The organism is Prosthecobacter sp. (assembly GCF_044222565.1).
GTDB lineage: Bacteria > Verrucomicrobiota > Verrucomicrobiia > Verrucomicrobiales > Verrucomicrobiaceae > Prosthecobacter.
Window position 1 is genome coordinate 424,045 of record NZ_JBGANA010000002.1, and the last position, 15,592, is coordinate 439,636.

Sequence of the window (15,592 nt, forward strand, 5' to 3'; positions counted from 1 at the left end):
CCCTACCAGTCCTGGGTGGTGCGTTGTCACGGGGCGTGCCCGAAATCACGGACCCGCGCAGCGGTTCCCTACCAGTCCTGGGCAGGGCGTTATCAAAGGGTGTGGTGAAATCGCGTCGCAGCGTGCGGTCACTTTCGATCGCTCACCTCTTCAGGCGAATTCTTCCCTATGTTCCCGGCTTCGCCTGCAAAGTTCCGAGACATTCACGTCGGCGCGGGAAACGCAAAAACCCCGCCGAGCAGCGCCCGACGGGGTTGATGGAAATGGGACCAAAAGGCGAATTAGGCTTCGCCGGCGACCTTGCTGATCACCTGACGGCCGCGGTAGTAGCCGCAGCTGGGGCAGGCGACGTGGCCGGGGACGGAGGTGCCGCACTCAGGGCAGCTCTTGAGGGTGGGTGCCTTCCAGCGGTTTGCGCCTTGACGCATGCGTTGGCGGCTCTTGGATTGTCTGCGCTTGGGATTGGCCATGAGAGTATCGAGGTGGGGTCTGTTCTAGTTTAGCTTGTTCAATGCTTCCCACACACCCAGACCCGCACCTTGAGGTTCGTCGGGCGCTGTCTCCAGCACCGGTTCAAACCTGCCTTCGGCGGGACACTGGTGGGGCCGGACATTGCCGTCCTCACAGCGTGGGTAGCTCGGAAGGGCGAGCAGAGTATCTTCCCTGATGGTATCCGTCAAGTTGATCGTGTCATCCTTTGCAATCTCGATCTCGGAGCTGTAGTCCTCCAGTTCCACCCGGTAGTCGAAGCGCTCCAGGCAGGCGCCGCATTCCAGGCTGAAGGTGGCCTCCAGCCGGCCGCTGATGAGCAGGTCGCTGCCATCCTTCTCGACGTGGAGATCATATTTCAGCGGGGAGATGGCCTGGATGGAGTCCTTCGGGTCGAGAGCGAAGAAAGCGGGGAGCTCCTGGCCGGAGATGTCCTTGCCGTTTTCGGGGAGGGAACGCAGGTCGATGAAAAAGGGGCGGTGCATAATCGAAAAGTTTAAAGTTTAGGGTTTAAAGTTTAAAGTTCCGGAGAGGGGAAAGGCAGGGCAGGGGAGTGGAGAAGGTCCGATCACGCCAGGCCGAGCTTTTCACGCAGGGCGGTGACGACGTTGGGTGGCACGAATTGATCGATGTGGCCGCCCAGTCGGCAGATTTCTTTGACGAGGCGGCTGCTGATGTAGGTGTACTCTTCGCGTGGCATGAGAAAGAGCGTCTCGAGGTTCGGTTCTAACTTACGATTCATGAGCGCCAGCTGGAACTCGAATTCGAAATCAGACACGGCGCGCAGGCCGCGCACCAGGGCGACGGCCTTGTGCTTGCGGGCAAAATTGACCAGCAGGCCGTCGAAGGGCATGACCTCGATGCCGGGGATCTCCGCGGCGGCGTTGCGGATGAGCTCCACTCGTTCCTCCACGGTGAAGAGGCTCTGCTTGGCGTTGTCACGGGCGACAGCGATGATGAGATTGTCAAAAATGCCCGCCGCACGCTGCAACACGTCGAGGTGGCCGTTGGTGATGGGGTCAAAACTGCCGGGATAAATCGCGCGTCGCATGAGGATGTGCAGTCACTCTAGCGGCGGGCGTGCCGCGTGAAAAGAAAAAGCTCACGCCAGCAGCACCTGCGCCATGGCGAGGTCCTTGGTATGGGTGAGGCTGACGAGGCAGGTGGCGTCTCCGGCGTGCTCTTTGGCGGCGCCGTGCAGGAGAATGGAGGGCTTGCCATTCTCCGCGCGCAGCACTTCGATGTCCGTCCAGATGACGCCCTCCGCCCAGATGCCGGTGCCGAGGGCCTTGGCCACGGCTTCTTTGGCGGCAAAGCGTGCGGCGTAGTTCATGGCGGGGTCTGCGCAGGAGTCGCAGTAGGCCATCTCGCCTGCGGTGAAGGTGCGCTCTTTGAAGCGCTGGCCGTGGCGCTCCAGCATCTCGCGGATGCGGGAGATCTCCACGAGATCGATGCCGATGCCTTGGGCCTTCATCATGAGAAATCAAGGGCGGTAGGTGGCCATGACGGCAAGCATCTCACGCACCGCGCCGTGCAGGCCGATGAAGAGGGAGCGGGAGATGATGTGGTGGCCGATGTTCAGCTCCGCGAGGTGCGGCACGGTCCAGAGGTCGGGCAGGTTTTGCGTGGTCAGTCCGTGGCCGGCATTGATCTGCAGGCCCAGGGAGTGGCCCAGCTCCGCGGCGGCGCGCAGGCGCTCCACTTCGGCGGCGCGCTCGGCTCCGGTGTGGTTGGCAAAGGTGCCGGTGTGCAGCTCGATCATGGCCGCGCCGATCTCCGCGCTGGCACGGACTTGCTCCAGATCGGGATCGATGAACATGCTCACGCGTGTGCCGTTGTCGCTGAGGGCTTTGACGGTTTTGCGCAGGGCCTCGCGCTGGCCGGCGACGTCGAGGCCGCCTTCGGTGGTCACTTCCTCGCGGTTCTCCGGCACCATGCAGACGAAGTCCGGGCGCACCTGGAGGGCGATGGCGAGAATCTCCTGCGTGTTGCCCATTTCCAGATTGAGCTTGGTGCCGATGTGCTTGCGCAGCAGGTGCACGTCCGCGTCCTGGATGTGGCGGCGGTCCGCGCGCAGATGGACGGTGATGGAGTGAGCGCCCGCGGCCTCCGAGGCCAGCGCGGTGGCGAGCACGGACGGCTCCGCATTGGGAGAGTCCGGCATGGCACGGTAGCGGGCCTGACGCAGGGTCACGGCGTGGTCAATGTTGACTCCAAGAAGCAGGTTGTTTTGGGGCATGAAGGCTATGTAGCTCGGGGCATCCACGCCGCAAGCACGGGGTCCATGCGACTTTTGACGCAATCTTTACAGAAAAATGTAACGGCGTGCCCAAGAAATGGAAGTACTGAATCGATGCTCCATGCGGACACGCGTGAGCCAAACCTTCAGACCAAACCTCCCCCATGAAATCCCTCTTCGTCACCCTGCTTATTTTAGGCGGCGCCTTTCTGGCTTATGACTACTTTGGCGCGCCTCCCGGCAAGAAGCTCGTTTTCAAAAGCCTCAACGTGCCCGTGAAACCCAAAGTCGTGCAAGCCAAGCCGGCGAAGGAGGAAGAGGAAAAGCCGGTGGTGAAGGAGGCCATGCCCGAGCCGCCGAAGCCCGCCGTGGTGGAGGCGCCGAAGCCCGTGGAGCCCGCACCGACCAAGCCTGCCGCTCCTGCCACCACCGCCTCCAGCGGCCCGAAGTTTGAACCCATCGAAAATCTCACGGGCAACTGGCTCAAAATCCCGCAGACCGCCTTCCCGCGTGAAGTGAAGCTGCTGCAGGATACCATGTTTAAAATGAGCGTCGGCGCCAGCAAGGTCGCTGCTGGAGGCAAGGCCTTTGCCATCGGCTCCGAGGGCGGCACGATCATCCTGGCCCCCACCGCCACCTCGCCAGCGCGTGGGCAGCTTCCCATCGACGCCACCGATTTGAAGGAGCAGCTCAATGCCTCGTATGAAAAGTGGAAGATCGTCCGCGCCGAAGAGCTGAAGGCCATCGCCGCGAAGAAAGCGCTCAATGCCTCCTCTGCTCCGGTGGAAGCCGCCCCCTCCAGCAGCGAGGCGGACGCCGCAGGCAAACCCGTGCGCGATTCCAAGGGCGCCTTCCCGCTGCTCGTGGCGAGCATGCACCGCGGCCAGGTGACGGAGATCAAACCGGAGAACGTGCTGGACTGGAATGACCCGCAGCCGGTGATGATCCAGGGCCGGTCCGGCTGGGCGGTGAAACTGACCGCCAATGTGAAGACCATCTTTGGCCTGCAGCCCGTGGAAGCCCAGGCGCTGGTGCTCAATGGCAAGGTCACCGGCTGGTTCTACACCGGCTCCGGGGAAGAAGTGCCGTGAGGTGCTGAGGGGGAAGGAATGCGGTGATTTTTTTTCACACATTTATAGTTTCCGTTTGCCAGCGGGAATGGAGCGTTTAGTATCGCGCCCCCAAACGGCAAAGGAGCGGTAGTTCAGTTGGTTAGAACGCCAGCCTGTCACGTTGGAGGTCGCGGGTTCGAGCCCCGTCCGCTCCGCCAGTTGGGTTACCAGGCCGCCTTGCATTTCGCAGGCGGCCTTTTTCTTTTTTGCGGGGTGCGAGAGCGGGATGGGAGTGGTCAAAAAACGTCACCGAAAGCTCTTTGTCATCGGGAGGTGTTCGGGAGAGAAAATGCCGCGTCCGAGCTGTCTGCTGACTGACATGCGTCCGGGCGAACTCACGACCACCTTACCATGAGGCATTCAATGATCTTTTATGCGGGATGGATGCTCATGCCGGTTTCGGCACGTGCCTCCGAGGAGATGCCGCTTGAGCGATTCCCGGCCTCGATGAAAATATCCTGGCAAGGGGTTGCGGACATCAATGCCGCGTCCACGCCGGAACTGCGCGCGATGGCCGAGGAAGCACCGTACTATCGCAAGCAGGACGCTGCGGTTCAGGTGCTGCTATCGCGGGCGGACATGCCCACGATCGCGCGGGTGGTCTATGCCTTCCGCCAGGGAAACGACGGCGCCGAGCGGGCGCTGCTGGAGTGCCCGCAGGCATGCATGATTCCCTTGCTTCTGGAGGACGTCGCTCACGGCAGCCTGGAGATCTACCATGGAGGAGGAGGAGGGGACGTCATATCAACGATCGGTCGCGTCCGGCAGGCGGCGGCCGAGATGATGGTCAAAGCTCTTGTCGCGATTCCCGGCCTGCCGGCGAGAACCGAGATGTGGCTGCAAGACATCCGGGGGCACACATGGCGTTACCAAAACTTGCCCGAATGCAGCAGGGCGCTGCTCGAATGGTGGGAGCACAACGGTGCGTCGGTTCTGTCCGGTCGGGCAGACCTGGCCGAATGGCTGCCGACGAAGCTGGATCTGCGCCCAAGGGTGTTCGAGCAATGGGAAAAGGAGAATGCCAGGAAACCGCCTCCGCCTCCTCCGCCTCGTGAAGAGCCTCCGCCATCGACTGAGGCTTCCTCACCTCTGCCGCTGCACATCGGTGAATCCTTTGAAGTTTGGTTTGAGCGGGTCAGTGATCCGAAGCGCCGGGACGTCAAATGGCAGTCGATCGACTTTGAACGCGGAATTTCTGTGCCGGTCGATGGTGGAGGGAATGGAGAGAGTGTGAAAACCCGATGAGTGAATGAGCGAGCGGGGATTTGGAGTGCGGTCGCGCAGCGAGGGACGAGCGAAGCTACCGCTTTTCGCAGGGGTGGTGGCAGGCGGGGTTCCACCACGCGCACGAAAGCACCCATCCGCATGCCGGAGGGTGACACATGGCAGGAGCACTCTCTTCACCTCCTCGAAAGCGGTAGCTGCGATGCAAGTCTGCGCCTTGCATCTGCGCGACCGCACTTCAAGACGCTTTCGCTTGTGCTGCAAACACCATGGCGTACGAACGTGCTCGCAGTCGGGCGGTTTGGCGGAGGTTATGGTGGGGCGTGGAGCGCGCTGGACGCCAAACACGCCCAACCTACGGCGTGCAGCGGCACGCTGGCCTCTGCCTTACTGACTTACTGAATCACCGCTCACCGCCTACCGTCCTCACTTCGCCTGTGCCACGCGCTCATAGCAGCGGCGTTCCTCCGGCAGCATGGTGGCCTTGGGATTGATTTTTTTGATCACGCCCATGGCATCATCATGGAATCCGCTGCTGTTGGCGATGGCGGCAAACACGGCGCGCTGCCCTTCGGTGAGCGGGTTGAGGTCGATGTATTGCAGGTTTTCCACCGCCTGCTGAATGTCCTGCATGCGCCAGCGGGCGAGAGCGACGGTGAGCTTGCGCTGGTTGTCGGTGGGCTGGGTTTTGAGGAGGTTGGCGGCGTTGCGCAGGGAGAGCTCGATGTTGCGGCCCGCGAGCAGGCTCACGTAGAGGAAGGTCTCGTTGAAGTTCGAGTCGTCCGGCCAGCGGTTCGCGGCTTCCTGGGCGGCCTGGATGAGCGCTTCGGTGTTCTGGTTGGCCAGGCAGGATTTGAGCAGGCCGGTGTAGGCTTCCCGCTCGGTCTTGGGCGAGGCGGAGGCTCTCCGCGCCGCCTTGATGGCCTGGCGGTAGGCGTCTTCGGCGATGTCAAAGTGGCCGCGGTCCTCGCCGTATTTGGCGATCTGCAGCAGGGTAGAGTAGCGGCCGTTGAACTGCGCGGCGTCCTTGGCGGCGATGAGCTTGGTGCGCAGCTCCTCGGAGGGCTTGTTCAGGATGAAGGCCAGATGCGCGCGGTACATGGCCAGCGTGGTGGCGTCGATGATCTCCGTGACCTTGGGGTCGTTGACCAGGCGCTCCAGGTCGTCGAAGCGCTGCAGCATGGTCAGGGCGTTGAGGTAATTTTCCAGCAGGCCCTGGTGGGCTTTGGCCTCGTCTTCGGGCAGCATGGCGAGGATCTGGGTGAACTCCTTCTCCTCCACCAGCCAGCGGATGAAGGGCAGGAGCTGATCGCGCTTTTTGTCCCGGTACTTCATCACACCGCTCATCACGATCTCCTTTTTGCGTCCGGGATTGAGCTGCACTTCGCGCTTCAAGGCGGTGACGTAGTGGCGGTCGTCTCCTTTGGGGTGGGATTTCAGACGAGCGATCAGGCGCTCGGTGTCCTCCGGTGTGAGGGAGGACAGGCTGTTGATGTACTCCAGGGTCTGCAGGCCCAGGACATCGTCCTGCGAGGCCAGCTTCCAGAGGGTTTCCATTCCCTGTCCGACTTCGGTGGGATTTCCGGAGGCGAGCTGGACTTTGGCAAAGCGCAGGGCGCTGTCTTTGTCATCCGGGTGGTCCTTGGTGTAGGTGCGCAGGATGGCGAGCAGCGGCTTGTTCTGCTCGCGCTGGCCCCAGACCTCCTCCGCCAGCTTCATCAGGGACTCGGTGGGCTGCTCCACGCGCATGAGCTGCTCCAGAGCTTTGGAGGCATCCTTCACCTTGCCCAGGTTCATGAGGCAGCGCACGTAGAGCTGGTCGTCCGCAGCGGTGAGCGCGCCCATGTCCTTGAGCTTCTTGTGGAAATACTCCGCGGTGTCCCGCTTCATGAGCGTGAAGTATTCAAAGTTCAGCCGGATGGCGTCTTCGCTCTCCGGGGCGATGGAGTAGGCCTCCTGGGCCTTCATGACGGCATTCACCACCTGGCCGTTTTCCGCCATCTGGCGCGCCTCCTTCACCTTGCCCTCGGCGCGCATGTTCTTGAAGGCGGTCTTCATGGGCCGTGCGTACACCACGCCCAGGATGAGAAGGGTGGTGCAGATGCTCACGATCACAAAGGCGGCGATCCAGCGCGCCAGCGGGGACTGGCGGTCCCGGTGCGCCACGGTTGGCGGCACCAGCCACTGCCAGGTGGCGATGAAGGGACGCCACAAAATGAAGGGCTTTTGAGAGAGATCCTTGGTGGGATCAATGTTTTGGTTCCAAAGCATGAAAGGTGGGCAGACGGCAGGGGCGCTGAATGTAGGTGTCCAAAATGCGCCGTCACGTTGAAATTTAATCTGTGAAAAGACTGTCACCTGATAGTCAGGCTCTGCGGGGCATCCCAGCCTGCAAGGTTACGAAAATTCAGTTGAAAAGCCGCCGTCTCCTCCTAAAGCAGCGCTCCGCGATTGAACGTCCGGAGGGGGCGAGCAACCAGAACCGTCCTCACGTGGCGTTCCATTGCCTCCCAACCAACCGATCCCAACGACGTTATGATCCAAGTTAAGAACCTCATCAAGGTGTTCGGCACCAAGGTGGCTGTCGATGATGTCTCCTTCTCCGTGGAAAAAGGCGAAGTCCTTGGCTTCCTCGGGCCCAACGGCGCAGGAAAATCCACCACCATGCGCATGGTGACCGGCTACTTCCGCCCCACGGCAGGGAGCATCAGCCTGTGCGGCATCGATGTGCTGGAGCAGCCGGAGCAGGCCAAGCAGCGCCTGGGATACCTGCCGGAAAACGCCCCCCTCTATTCAGACATGACCGTGGCCAGCTTCCTCGGCTTCTGCGCGGAGCTGCGCGGCATCCATGGCGCGGCCCGCAGGAAGGCCATCGACCGCGTGCTGGACATGTGCTTCCTGGACAGCGTGCGCAACCAGAGCGTGGACACCCTTTCCAAGGGCTACCGCCACCGCACCTGCTTTGCCCAGAGCATCATTCATGATCCGGATGTGCTCATCCTGGACGAGCCCACGGACGGCCTGGACCCGAACCAGAAGCATGAAGTGCGCGGCATGATCAAGCGCATGGGCCAGGACAAGGCCATCATCTTTTCCACCCACATCCTGGAGGAAGTGGAGGCCGCCTGCTCCCGCGCCATCATCATTGACCGTGGCAAGGTGGTGGCGGACGGCACGCCGGACAGCCTCAAGAAACTCGTGCCCGGCGCAGCCTCGCTGGACGAAGTCTTCCGCAGCATCACGAAGCCCGACACGGCGCCCAAGAAGGCCGCCTGATCTTTGTTCTCCTTTTTTCCAACCTTTTCCATCCTACCTACGCATGAGCAACCGAGACATCCAAAACACACTGGCCGTCTTCAAGCGGGAGTTTCTGGCCTATTTCAACTCCCCCGTCTTCTACGTCATCGTCATCATCTTCCTGCTGGCCACGAACGGCTTCACCTTTGGCCTCGCCGGCCTGCTGGACTATGATGATGTCTCGCTCTCCGGGCGTTTCTTTGCCTATCATCCATGGATCTACACCGTGCTTGCACCCGCCGTGGGCATGCGCCTGTGGTCTGAGGAGCACCGTCTGGGCACCATCGAGCTGCTCATGACCATGCCCGTCTCCCAGTGGCAGGCCATTGTGGGTAAATTCCTCGCGGCCTCCGTGGTGTGGCTCATCGCCCTGTCCCTGACTTTCCCGATCGTCTGGACCGTGTCCTATCTGGGCAATCCGGACAGCGGCCCGATCATCAGCGGCTATGTGGCCAGCTACTTCTATGCCATGGCCTGCCTGGCCGTGACCTCCGCCATCAGCGCCTTCACCCGCAGCCAGGTGATCTGCCTGGTCATCAGCGTCTTTGTCTGCTTCGTCATCGGCCTCATCGGCCACCCCTTCGTGACGCACACGCTGGTCAACACCCTTCCCGCCAAAATGGAGTGGATGGTGGGCTTCATCTCCTACTTCAGCTTCATGGACCACTTTTATGAGCTGACCAAGGGCATCTTCGTCATGCGTGACGTGCTCTACTTCATCTCCGTCATCATCGTGTCGCTGCTGGTCACAGATCTCGGCCTCCGCTCCAAGCGCGCCTGATCGCCTCCACCTCTTTTTCCCTCAACCAACCTTCCTTTGTCATCATGAGTGCTTCCTCCAAGTCCGCCACAGCGGGCATCACTGCGCTGCTGATCGTTGCTGTTATTGTCGCCCTGAACTTCCTCGTCGGCGTCGTGGGTTTTGGCAATTACCGGCTCGACCTCACCCAAGACGGCCTGTTCACCCTCTCCGAGGGGACCAAGAACATCCTCAACCGCATCAACCCCGATGCACCGGTCACCATCAAATTCTACGCCACCAATGACGACCGCGTGATGCCGCCGATGCTCAAGCCGCACGCCCGCTCCATCGAGGACTTGCTGCTGGAGTTTGAAAAGCAGAGCGATGGCAAGGTGACCCTGGAAGTGATCCACCCGAACCCGGACACCGATGCCGAGGACGATGCGAAGAGCGATGAGATCCGCGGCCTCCAGGTGAATCAGGAGGGAGACCACCTCTACCTCGGGCTGACCGTGCAGTCTCTGGACGTCAAAGAAGTGCTGCCCTTCCTCAATCCGGAAGACGCCAGCGCCTTGGAGTACGAAGTGGCCCGGTCCATCGTCAAAGTGATCAAGCCCACCGAGATGGTCGCCAGTCCTTCCGGGCTGCGTCCGCCGACGGATGAAGAGGTGAAGCGCCGCAAGGTCACCATCGGCATCATGAGCGCCATGCCCATCGGTGGCACGCCCTCCATGCCCTTCCAGCAGCAGCGGGGCCCGGAGGCCTGGGAAGTCGTCCGCCAGATCAAGGCCAGCTATGAAACGCGTGACGTCCCCATGACGGCGGACAAGATCGACAGCGACATCACCGTGCTGCTCGTGGTGCATCCGGCGGAGGTCAGCAAGACGACGGAATTTGCCATCGACCAGTACCTCCTTGGTGGTGGCAATGTGATCGCCTTTGTGGACCCGCAGAGCCTTCTGGCGCAGGCGATGAGCAGCCAGCCGAACCCGATGACGGGCCAGCCGGGCAACATGATCAACACCTCCTCCGATCTGCCCAACCTGTTCAAGTCCTGGGGCATCACCTTCCAGAAGGACATGGTGGTCACGGACATGAACTACCGTGGCAATCTTCAGGGCCGCCTCATGCCCACCGCGCTGCAGCTGCCCAAGCAGGTCATCAACCAGGATGACCGCGTGACCGCCGGCCTGCAGTCCTTCACGCTCATCAATGCCGGATCCCTGGGCATCGAGCGCAAGGAAGGCCTGGATGTGATCACCCTGGCCACGAGCTCGGAGAATTCGCAGATGATCGACACCACTGAGGCCGACAAACTGCGCCGCCAGCCCAACATCAACTTCGTCTCCAGCGGCAAGAAGCAGGTGGTGGGAGTGCGCATCACCGGCAAGTTCAAGACCGCCTTCCCAGACGGCAAGCCCGCCGCTCCTGCCGGCCCGAAAGACACCGGCGGCCCAGAGCAGGACGTGACCGCCCCAGGCGCTGCTGCTGCTCCTGCCGCAGCTCCCGCACCGGCACCTGCCGCACCACCGCCTCCGCCCGTGGCAGCGACTCCGCCTGCCACCGCGCCAGCCCCTGCCGCACCGGCTCCAGCAGCGCCTCCTGCCGCAGTGACCACGCCGCCCGTGTCCGTGACCACCGCGCCAGTCGCCGCGCCACCACCCCCTGCCACCTCCGCTCCGGCTGCACCAGCGACTGCGCCTGCCGCTCCGGCTCCGGTTTCTGTGACCACACCCCCGGTTTCTGTGACCACCGCGCCTGTGGCCGTTCCTGCTCCTGGTGCACCCGCCGGCGCGCCTGCCGCCCCGGCCGCACCTGCGGTCGCCGCAGCGCCGAAGGCACCGGACAACTCCCTCAAGGAGTCCAAGGACAGCAAGAGTAACGTCCTCCTCTTCTCGGATGCTGACATGCTCTATGACGCCTTCTGCATGCGCCAGGGAGAACTCGGCGTGGGTGCCGTCACCAATGGTGGCAACCTGCCCATGCTGCTCAACGCCGTGGAAGTCTTCGCCGGTGGCGGCGACCTCATCCAGGTGCGCAACCGCAAGGCTCCGATCCGTCCCTTCACCAAGCTGAAGGAAATGCGCGAGGAAGTGGAGGAGCAGTACCGTCCGCGCCTCGTGGAACTGTCCAAAGAGCGCCAGATCCTGGCCGAGAAGCTCAACAAGGCCCGTCCACAGCTCGACCTCAAGAGAGGGACGCTGATCGTTGACCAGGCCACCATGGACAACATCAAGGAGATGGAGAAGAACACCAAGAAGCTCGACAAAGAGGAGAGCAACATCCGCAAGGAAGTGAACAAGAAAGTCGAGTACCGGAAGACGGTGATCAAGGCCCTCAACGTCCTCGTGGTCCCTGTCTTCGTCCTGCTTGTGGGCCTCATCGTCGCCATGTTCCGCCGCATTTCCACGGCCGCCGCCTGATTGAACCTTCCACCCCTGTTGTTTCAGCACCTTTCCATTTCCCATCGCCATGAAGAAGATTCTTATTCTGCTGGTCCTCCTCACTGCCATCATCGGCATCGCTGTGTTCAAGGGCAAAGAGCGCACCACCCGCCTCAACCGAGCCACCACCACCGTCAAAATGCGGGAGCTTCTGTTCCCTGAGACTGAGAAGGACGGCAAGACGGAGGGATTTGACATCAACGGCATCCGCAAGATCCACATCAAGGACGACAAGGCCGAAATCACCCTCACCGTGCAGAACGACACCTGGGTCTGCCAGGAGCGCGGCGGCTACCCGGTCGAAAAAGAAAAGCTGCAGACGGCGCTGATGAGCCTGAAGTATGAGAAGGTCAAGGCGGCCCGCCGCGTCGGCAAAGACACCTGGGGCAAGCTGGGCTTGAAGGAATCCGGCGAAGGCGCGGGCACCTTCGTGGAGCTGTTTGATGACAAGGGCGCTGTGAAGTATTCCTTCGTGCTGGGCGGCCAGGTCACCAGCTCCGGCGGCGGCTCTGAAAACGACCAGATGAAAATGTTCGGCGGAGGCCCCAAGGGCAACCGCTTCGTCCGCCTCATCGGCGACGACACCATCTATGAGATCGCCGACCAGCTCCCCGACCTCGTGACCAAGCCGAGCGACTGGCTGGCCAAGACCTTCATCGACGTGCAGAAGCTGAAGTCCGTGGAAGTGACCGACGCCAAGCCGGAAGATTCCTGGAAAGCTTCCCGCGCCGAAGAAACCGCCGAGTTCGCCCTCGAAGGCGGCAAGCCCACGGAGAAGATCGATGCTGCCAAAGTCTCGCTCGGCTCACTTCTCTCCACCCCGACCTTCAATGATGTGCTGGCCAAGGACAAGGCCGCGACGCTGATGAAAGACGCCGTGAAGGCCAAGCTCGTCACCTTCGAAGGCTTCACTTACGACGTCCAGGCCGCGAAGCAGGCAGGGCAGGGCGGCGGAGACAAGTATTACCTCACCGTGAACGTCAGCGCAGACATCCCCAAGGAGCGCGCCCCCGTGAAGGACGAGAAGCCCGAGGACAAGAAGAAAAACGACGACGCCTTTGCTGAAGAAAAGAAAAAGAAGGAGGAGAAACTCGCCAACGAGAAGGCCTGCGAAGGCTGGGTCTATGAAGTCTCCGAGTACACCGTCAGCAGCCTGCTGAAGAAGCGCCATGAGATCCTCGCCATGCCGGACATGAAGGGCACGCCACCCGAAGGCGCCGTCCCCGGCAAGCCCGCCGGCCTGCCCGACGTGAAGAAGATGATCCCCGGCCTCAACATGGTGGCCCCTCCCGGAGCCCCTGCCATGCCCGCAGCGCCGTCCGCGCCAAGCATCAGCAACCCACCTCCGCCCGTCCCTGCTGCCCCGAAGGTTGAGCTCAAACCCGCGCCTGCTCCTGACGCGGCACCCGCGCCCGCGCCCGCGCCAGCCACCGGAGACAAGCCAGCCGCTGCCGCACCCGCGCCAGCCACCGCCACGACTCCTCCTGTGAGCGCCCCGCCGGCAGCACCCGCCAAGCCCGAGGCCGAAAAGAAGCCCTAACCCGGGCACCAACGCTGCTTTCCCACGACGGAGTGATGTTCTGCATCACTCCGTTTTTCGTACATCGTGCCGTTGAGCGGGCTGAATCGACAAACGGCGACATGCGGGGATGTAGCGCGGTATTCCGATACCGCGACGGTGCCGACTCGGTATCGGAATACCGAGCCACATCGCCCATGCCACCCGCTGTGAGCAGATTTTCTGAAAATCAAATGTAGGACGAACGTGGCGCAAGCCCGTCCGTCTGCGAGCGTGCTGCAAACACTGGGGCGAACGAACGCCCTCGCAGTCGGACGGTTTGGCGGAGGAGGACGGTGGGACATGGCGCACTCTCGACGCCAAACACGTCCAACCTACGGCCCAGAGCGGCGCTGCATGGAATGTAGGACGACCGTGGCGCAAGCCCGTCCGTCTGCGAGCGTGCTGCAAACACTGGGGCGAACGAACGTCCTCGCAGTCGGACGGTTTGGCGGACGGGGACCGTGGGACGTAGAGCGCTCTCGACGCCAAACACGTCCAACCTACGGCCCTGTGATCACGCGTTACGTCCCAGCCCCTTCAAATCATAAATCGTAAATCATAAATCATAAATCATAAATCATAAATCATAAATGATTCGCCTCCCTCGGCTCACAACTCGCCCTGCCCACACCCTTCTTCCCACCGCGCCAGCAGCCACAGCACGTCCGAGAGCCGGTTCAAGAACCGCATGATCTCCACATTTGGCACTTCATCCGTCGTTCCCTGAAGGTCGATCACATTTCTCTCCGCGCGCCGGCAGGCCACGCGTGCGAGATCTGCATACGCACCGCTCATCACGCCTGCCTCGCCGGGCAGCGCCCAGCCTTTGAACTTGAGCGCGCCGCCTGCCTCCAGCCTGGCCACCCACTCGTCCAGCCACTCCACCTGCGCAGTTGCGATCCGCTCCGGGTGTTTTTCCGCATATTTCGCTTCATTTCCCGGTGGTGTCGCCAGCTCGCCCATGAGTTCGATGAGCATCCGCTGCACCTTTGGCACGATCTCCTGTGTCTCCGCCCGCGCGGCGGCGATGCGCAGCGGACCGAGGGCGGCGTTCAGCTCATCCACAGCGCCGAGCGCATGGACACGGGGGTGGGATTTGGCCAGGCGGCAGCCGAACAGCATGTCGGTCTGACCTTGGTCTCCTTTGCGGGTGGCGATGGACATGAGATGAGATGAAATGAAATGTGAGGGAAAAGGAATGGAACGGATGCCTTTTCTAAAAGGATGCACTGCGGCGCCGGTCAATGCGGCGCCTCATTCATCCGCGGCCGGGCTTTTGGGTGTCCGCCTCCGAGGTGCCGCAGCTTTGCCAGCCGGCGGGCGCTTGGGAGAGAAAGAAGCGGCGCTGCTTTTGTGACAGGAGCGCGCCTCCCAGCCTGCAAAGAGAATCAGGAGCATCAAGGTGGCCAGACGTGCGGAATAGGTGAACAGCATGCGGCGGGGGCTTCGGCTTCACGGCGCAGCTTTGCCCTGCCGCTGGCGCACCTCACGACTGGCTTCCTCCAGTTTGCGCTGCTCATCTGCGGTGAGGCTGTCCTTGCCGTGCTGGTTCCATTTGTCCAGCAGCGGGTCCACCTCCTTTTCGATCAAGGCGGTCACGGGGTCCAGGTGCGGCCGGTGCGGGGGCAGGGGGACGGTTTCGTTTTCGAGATCGATCGCCGTGCGGGTGCGGGAGCGCGCCATGGCGGGCTTGCGCTGCTGCCGGAAATCCATCGGCTGCCACTGGCTGGCGTAGGTCATGGGCCTGTCCCCGTAACCGATGCTGCGTGCATAAAACCAGCCCATCACCGCGCCGCCGAGGTGCGCGAAGTAGGCGATCTTGAACCACTCCGGCAGCACATGGAAAATCAGGCTCGTCAGTCCCATGATCAGCTGCGCGAGGAAGAGCCCCTTGGCCAGCGTCCACAGCCGCAGGTGCACGGGAATGATGAAGTAAAACAGGGCGGTGATCTGCTCCGCGGGCGCCACCACGGCCAGCGCCATGAGCAGACCGAAGGCCGAGGCGGAGGCGCCCACCAGAGCCGTGGTGGTGTCTCCATGCACGACGCCGTTCACCGTCATCTCCGCGGCGGCCCCCACGATGCCGCAGAGCAGGTAAATCATGACGAAATGGCGGCTGCCCAGGCGCTCCTGCACCCATCTGCCGATGAACCACAGCATGGCCATGTTCACCACGAAATGCACCACGTTTCCATGCACAAACATGTAGGTGAAGAACGTCCACACATGGCCGAGCGAAAGCTCATCCACGCTGACGCCGCCCATGGGCATGTAGATTTCCCCCGTCAGGGGCAGTCGGATGCAGCCGATCTCAAACACAAACTGCATGATGAACACCACCACATTGATGGCCAGGATGATGTAAAAGGCCGGAATCCTCCGCACGCTCCTGGCAAAAGAACGTGGCGGGCGTTCACGCATGTAATCGCGATCGTACAAGGCCATGGCCCGGAATGTGCCCCTCCATGCGTCTGATGCGAGTAT

At 62.0% G+C, this 15,592-nt stretch carries 14 protein-coding genes and 1 tRNA gene; 7 read left to right on the top strand and 8 right to left on the bottom strand.

Going from position 1 to position 15,592, the window contains the following annotated elements; all coding sequences use genetic code 11:
• Positions 1 to 281: 281 nt before the first annotated feature.
• The 5 genes from rpmF to ACILSR_RS03910 all read right to left on the bottom strand — a co-directional run bounded on the left by rpmF (position 282) and on the right by ACILSR_RS03910 (position 2,728).
• Complete coding sequence (gene rpmF / locus ACILSR_RS03890) at positions 282 to 470, bottom strand: 50S ribosomal protein L32 (RefSeq protein ID WP_300203639.1); 189 nt, start codon at positions 468 to 470, stop codon at positions 282 to 284.
• A 24-nt stretch (positions 471 to 494) separates the two neighbouring features.
• Positions 495 to 974 carry a YceD family protein gene (locus tag ACILSR_RS03895; RefSeq protein ID WP_395748413.1) on the bottom strand — a complete coding sequence of 160 codons (480 nt, stop codon included), beginning with the start codon at positions 972 to 974 and terminating at the stop codon, positions 495 to 497.
• 83 nt (positions 975 to 1,057) lie between these two features.
• Complete coding sequence (gene coaD / locus ACILSR_RS03900; protein WP_395748414.1) at positions 1,058 to 1,540, bottom strand: pantetheine-phosphate adenylyltransferase; 483 nt, start codon at positions 1,538 to 1,540, stop codon at positions 1,058 to 1,060.
• A gap of 51 nt (positions 1,541 to 1,591) precedes the next feature.
• Positions 1,592 to 1,966, bottom strand: coding sequence for a holo-ACP synthase (gene acpS, locus ACILSR_RS03905; RefSeq protein ID WP_395748415.1), 375 nt, complete (start codon positions 1,964 to 1,966; stop codon positions 1,592 to 1,594).
• A 6-nt stretch (positions 1,967 to 1,972) separates the two neighbouring features.
• Entirely contained in the window at positions 1,973 to 2,728 is a 756-nt protein-coding gene (locus ACILSR_RS03910; protein ID WP_395748416.1) for a pyridoxine 5'-phosphate synthase, read from the bottom strand.
• Positions 2,729 to 2,892: 164 nt separating this feature from the next.
• Here ACILSR_RS03910 and ACILSR_RS03915 point away from each other — a divergent pair, with 164 nt between their 5' ends.
• From ACILSR_RS03915 to ACILSR_RS03925, 3 genes are all read left to right on the top strand, one after another.
• A complete protein-coding gene (locus ACILSR_RS03915; RefSeq protein WP_395748417.1) occupies positions 2,893 to 3,819 on the top strand; it encodes a hypothetical protein in 927 nt (308 codons plus the stop codon).
• A gap of 102 nt (positions 3,820 to 3,921) precedes the next feature.
• Positions 3,922 to 3,998: transfer RNA gene (locus tag ACILSR_RS03920), tRNA-Asp, on the top strand.
• 226 nt (positions 3,999 to 4,224) lie between these two features.
• On the top strand, positions 4,225 to 5,085 hold the full coding sequence (locus tag ACILSR_RS03925) for a hypothetical protein (RefSeq protein ID WP_395748418.1): 861 nt from the start codon (positions 4,225 to 4,227) through the stop codon (positions 5,083 to 5,085).
• Positions 5,086 to 5,490: 405 nt separating this feature from the next.
• Here the strand turns inward: ACILSR_RS03925 and ACILSR_RS03930 are convergent, their stop codons facing one another.
• Entirely contained in the window at positions 5,491 to 7,335 is a 1,845-nt protein-coding gene (locus ACILSR_RS03930; protein WP_395748419.1) for a hypothetical protein, read from the bottom strand.
• Between the two features lie 264 nt (positions 7,336 to 7,599).
• Between ACILSR_RS03930 and ACILSR_RS03935 the strand changes: the two genes are divergently transcribed.
• Genes ACILSR_RS03935 through ACILSR_RS03950 form a run of 4 tightly spaced genes read left to right on the top strand, consistent with a single transcriptional unit; the run spans position 7,600 to position 13,087 of the window.
• The gene (locus tag ACILSR_RS03935) at positions 7,600 to 8,340 is read left to right on the top strand and encodes an ABC transporter ATP-binding protein (RefSeq protein WP_395748420.1); all 741 of its coding nucleotides are present in this window, start codon (positions 7,600 to 7,602) and stop codon (positions 8,338 to 8,340) included.
• A gap of 43 nt (positions 8,341 to 8,383) precedes the next feature.
• Complete coding sequence (locus ACILSR_RS03940) at positions 8,384 to 9,142, top strand: ABC transporter permease (protein WP_395748421.1); 759 nt, start codon at positions 8,384 to 8,386, stop codon at positions 9,140 to 9,142.
• Between the two features lie 44 nt (positions 9,143 to 9,186).
• Entirely contained in the window at positions 9,187 to 11,526 is a 2,340-nt protein-coding gene (locus ACILSR_RS03945; protein ID WP_395748422.1) for a Gldg family protein, read from the top strand.
• A gap of 49 nt (positions 11,527 to 11,575) precedes the next feature.
• A complete protein-coding gene (locus ACILSR_RS03950) occupies positions 11,576 to 13,087 on the top strand; it encodes a DUF4340 domain-containing protein (RefSeq protein WP_395748423.1) in 1,512 nt (503 codons plus the stop codon).
• A 630-nt stretch (positions 13,088 to 13,717) separates the two neighbouring features.
• Here the strand turns inward: ACILSR_RS03950 and ACILSR_RS03955 are convergent.
• A complete protein-coding gene (locus tag ACILSR_RS03955; protein ID WP_395748424.1) occupies positions 13,718 to 14,272 on the bottom strand; it encodes a cob(I)yrinic acid a,c-diamide adenosyltransferase in 555 nt (184 codons plus the stop codon).
• A 288-nt stretch (positions 14,273 to 14,560) separates the two neighbouring features.
• On the bottom strand, positions 14,561 to 15,553 hold the full coding sequence (locus ACILSR_RS03960; RefSeq protein WP_395748425.1) for a rhomboid family intramembrane serine protease: 993 nt from the start codon (positions 15,551 to 15,553) through the stop codon (positions 14,561 to 14,563).
• Positions 15,554 to 15,592 lie beyond the last annotated feature (39 nt).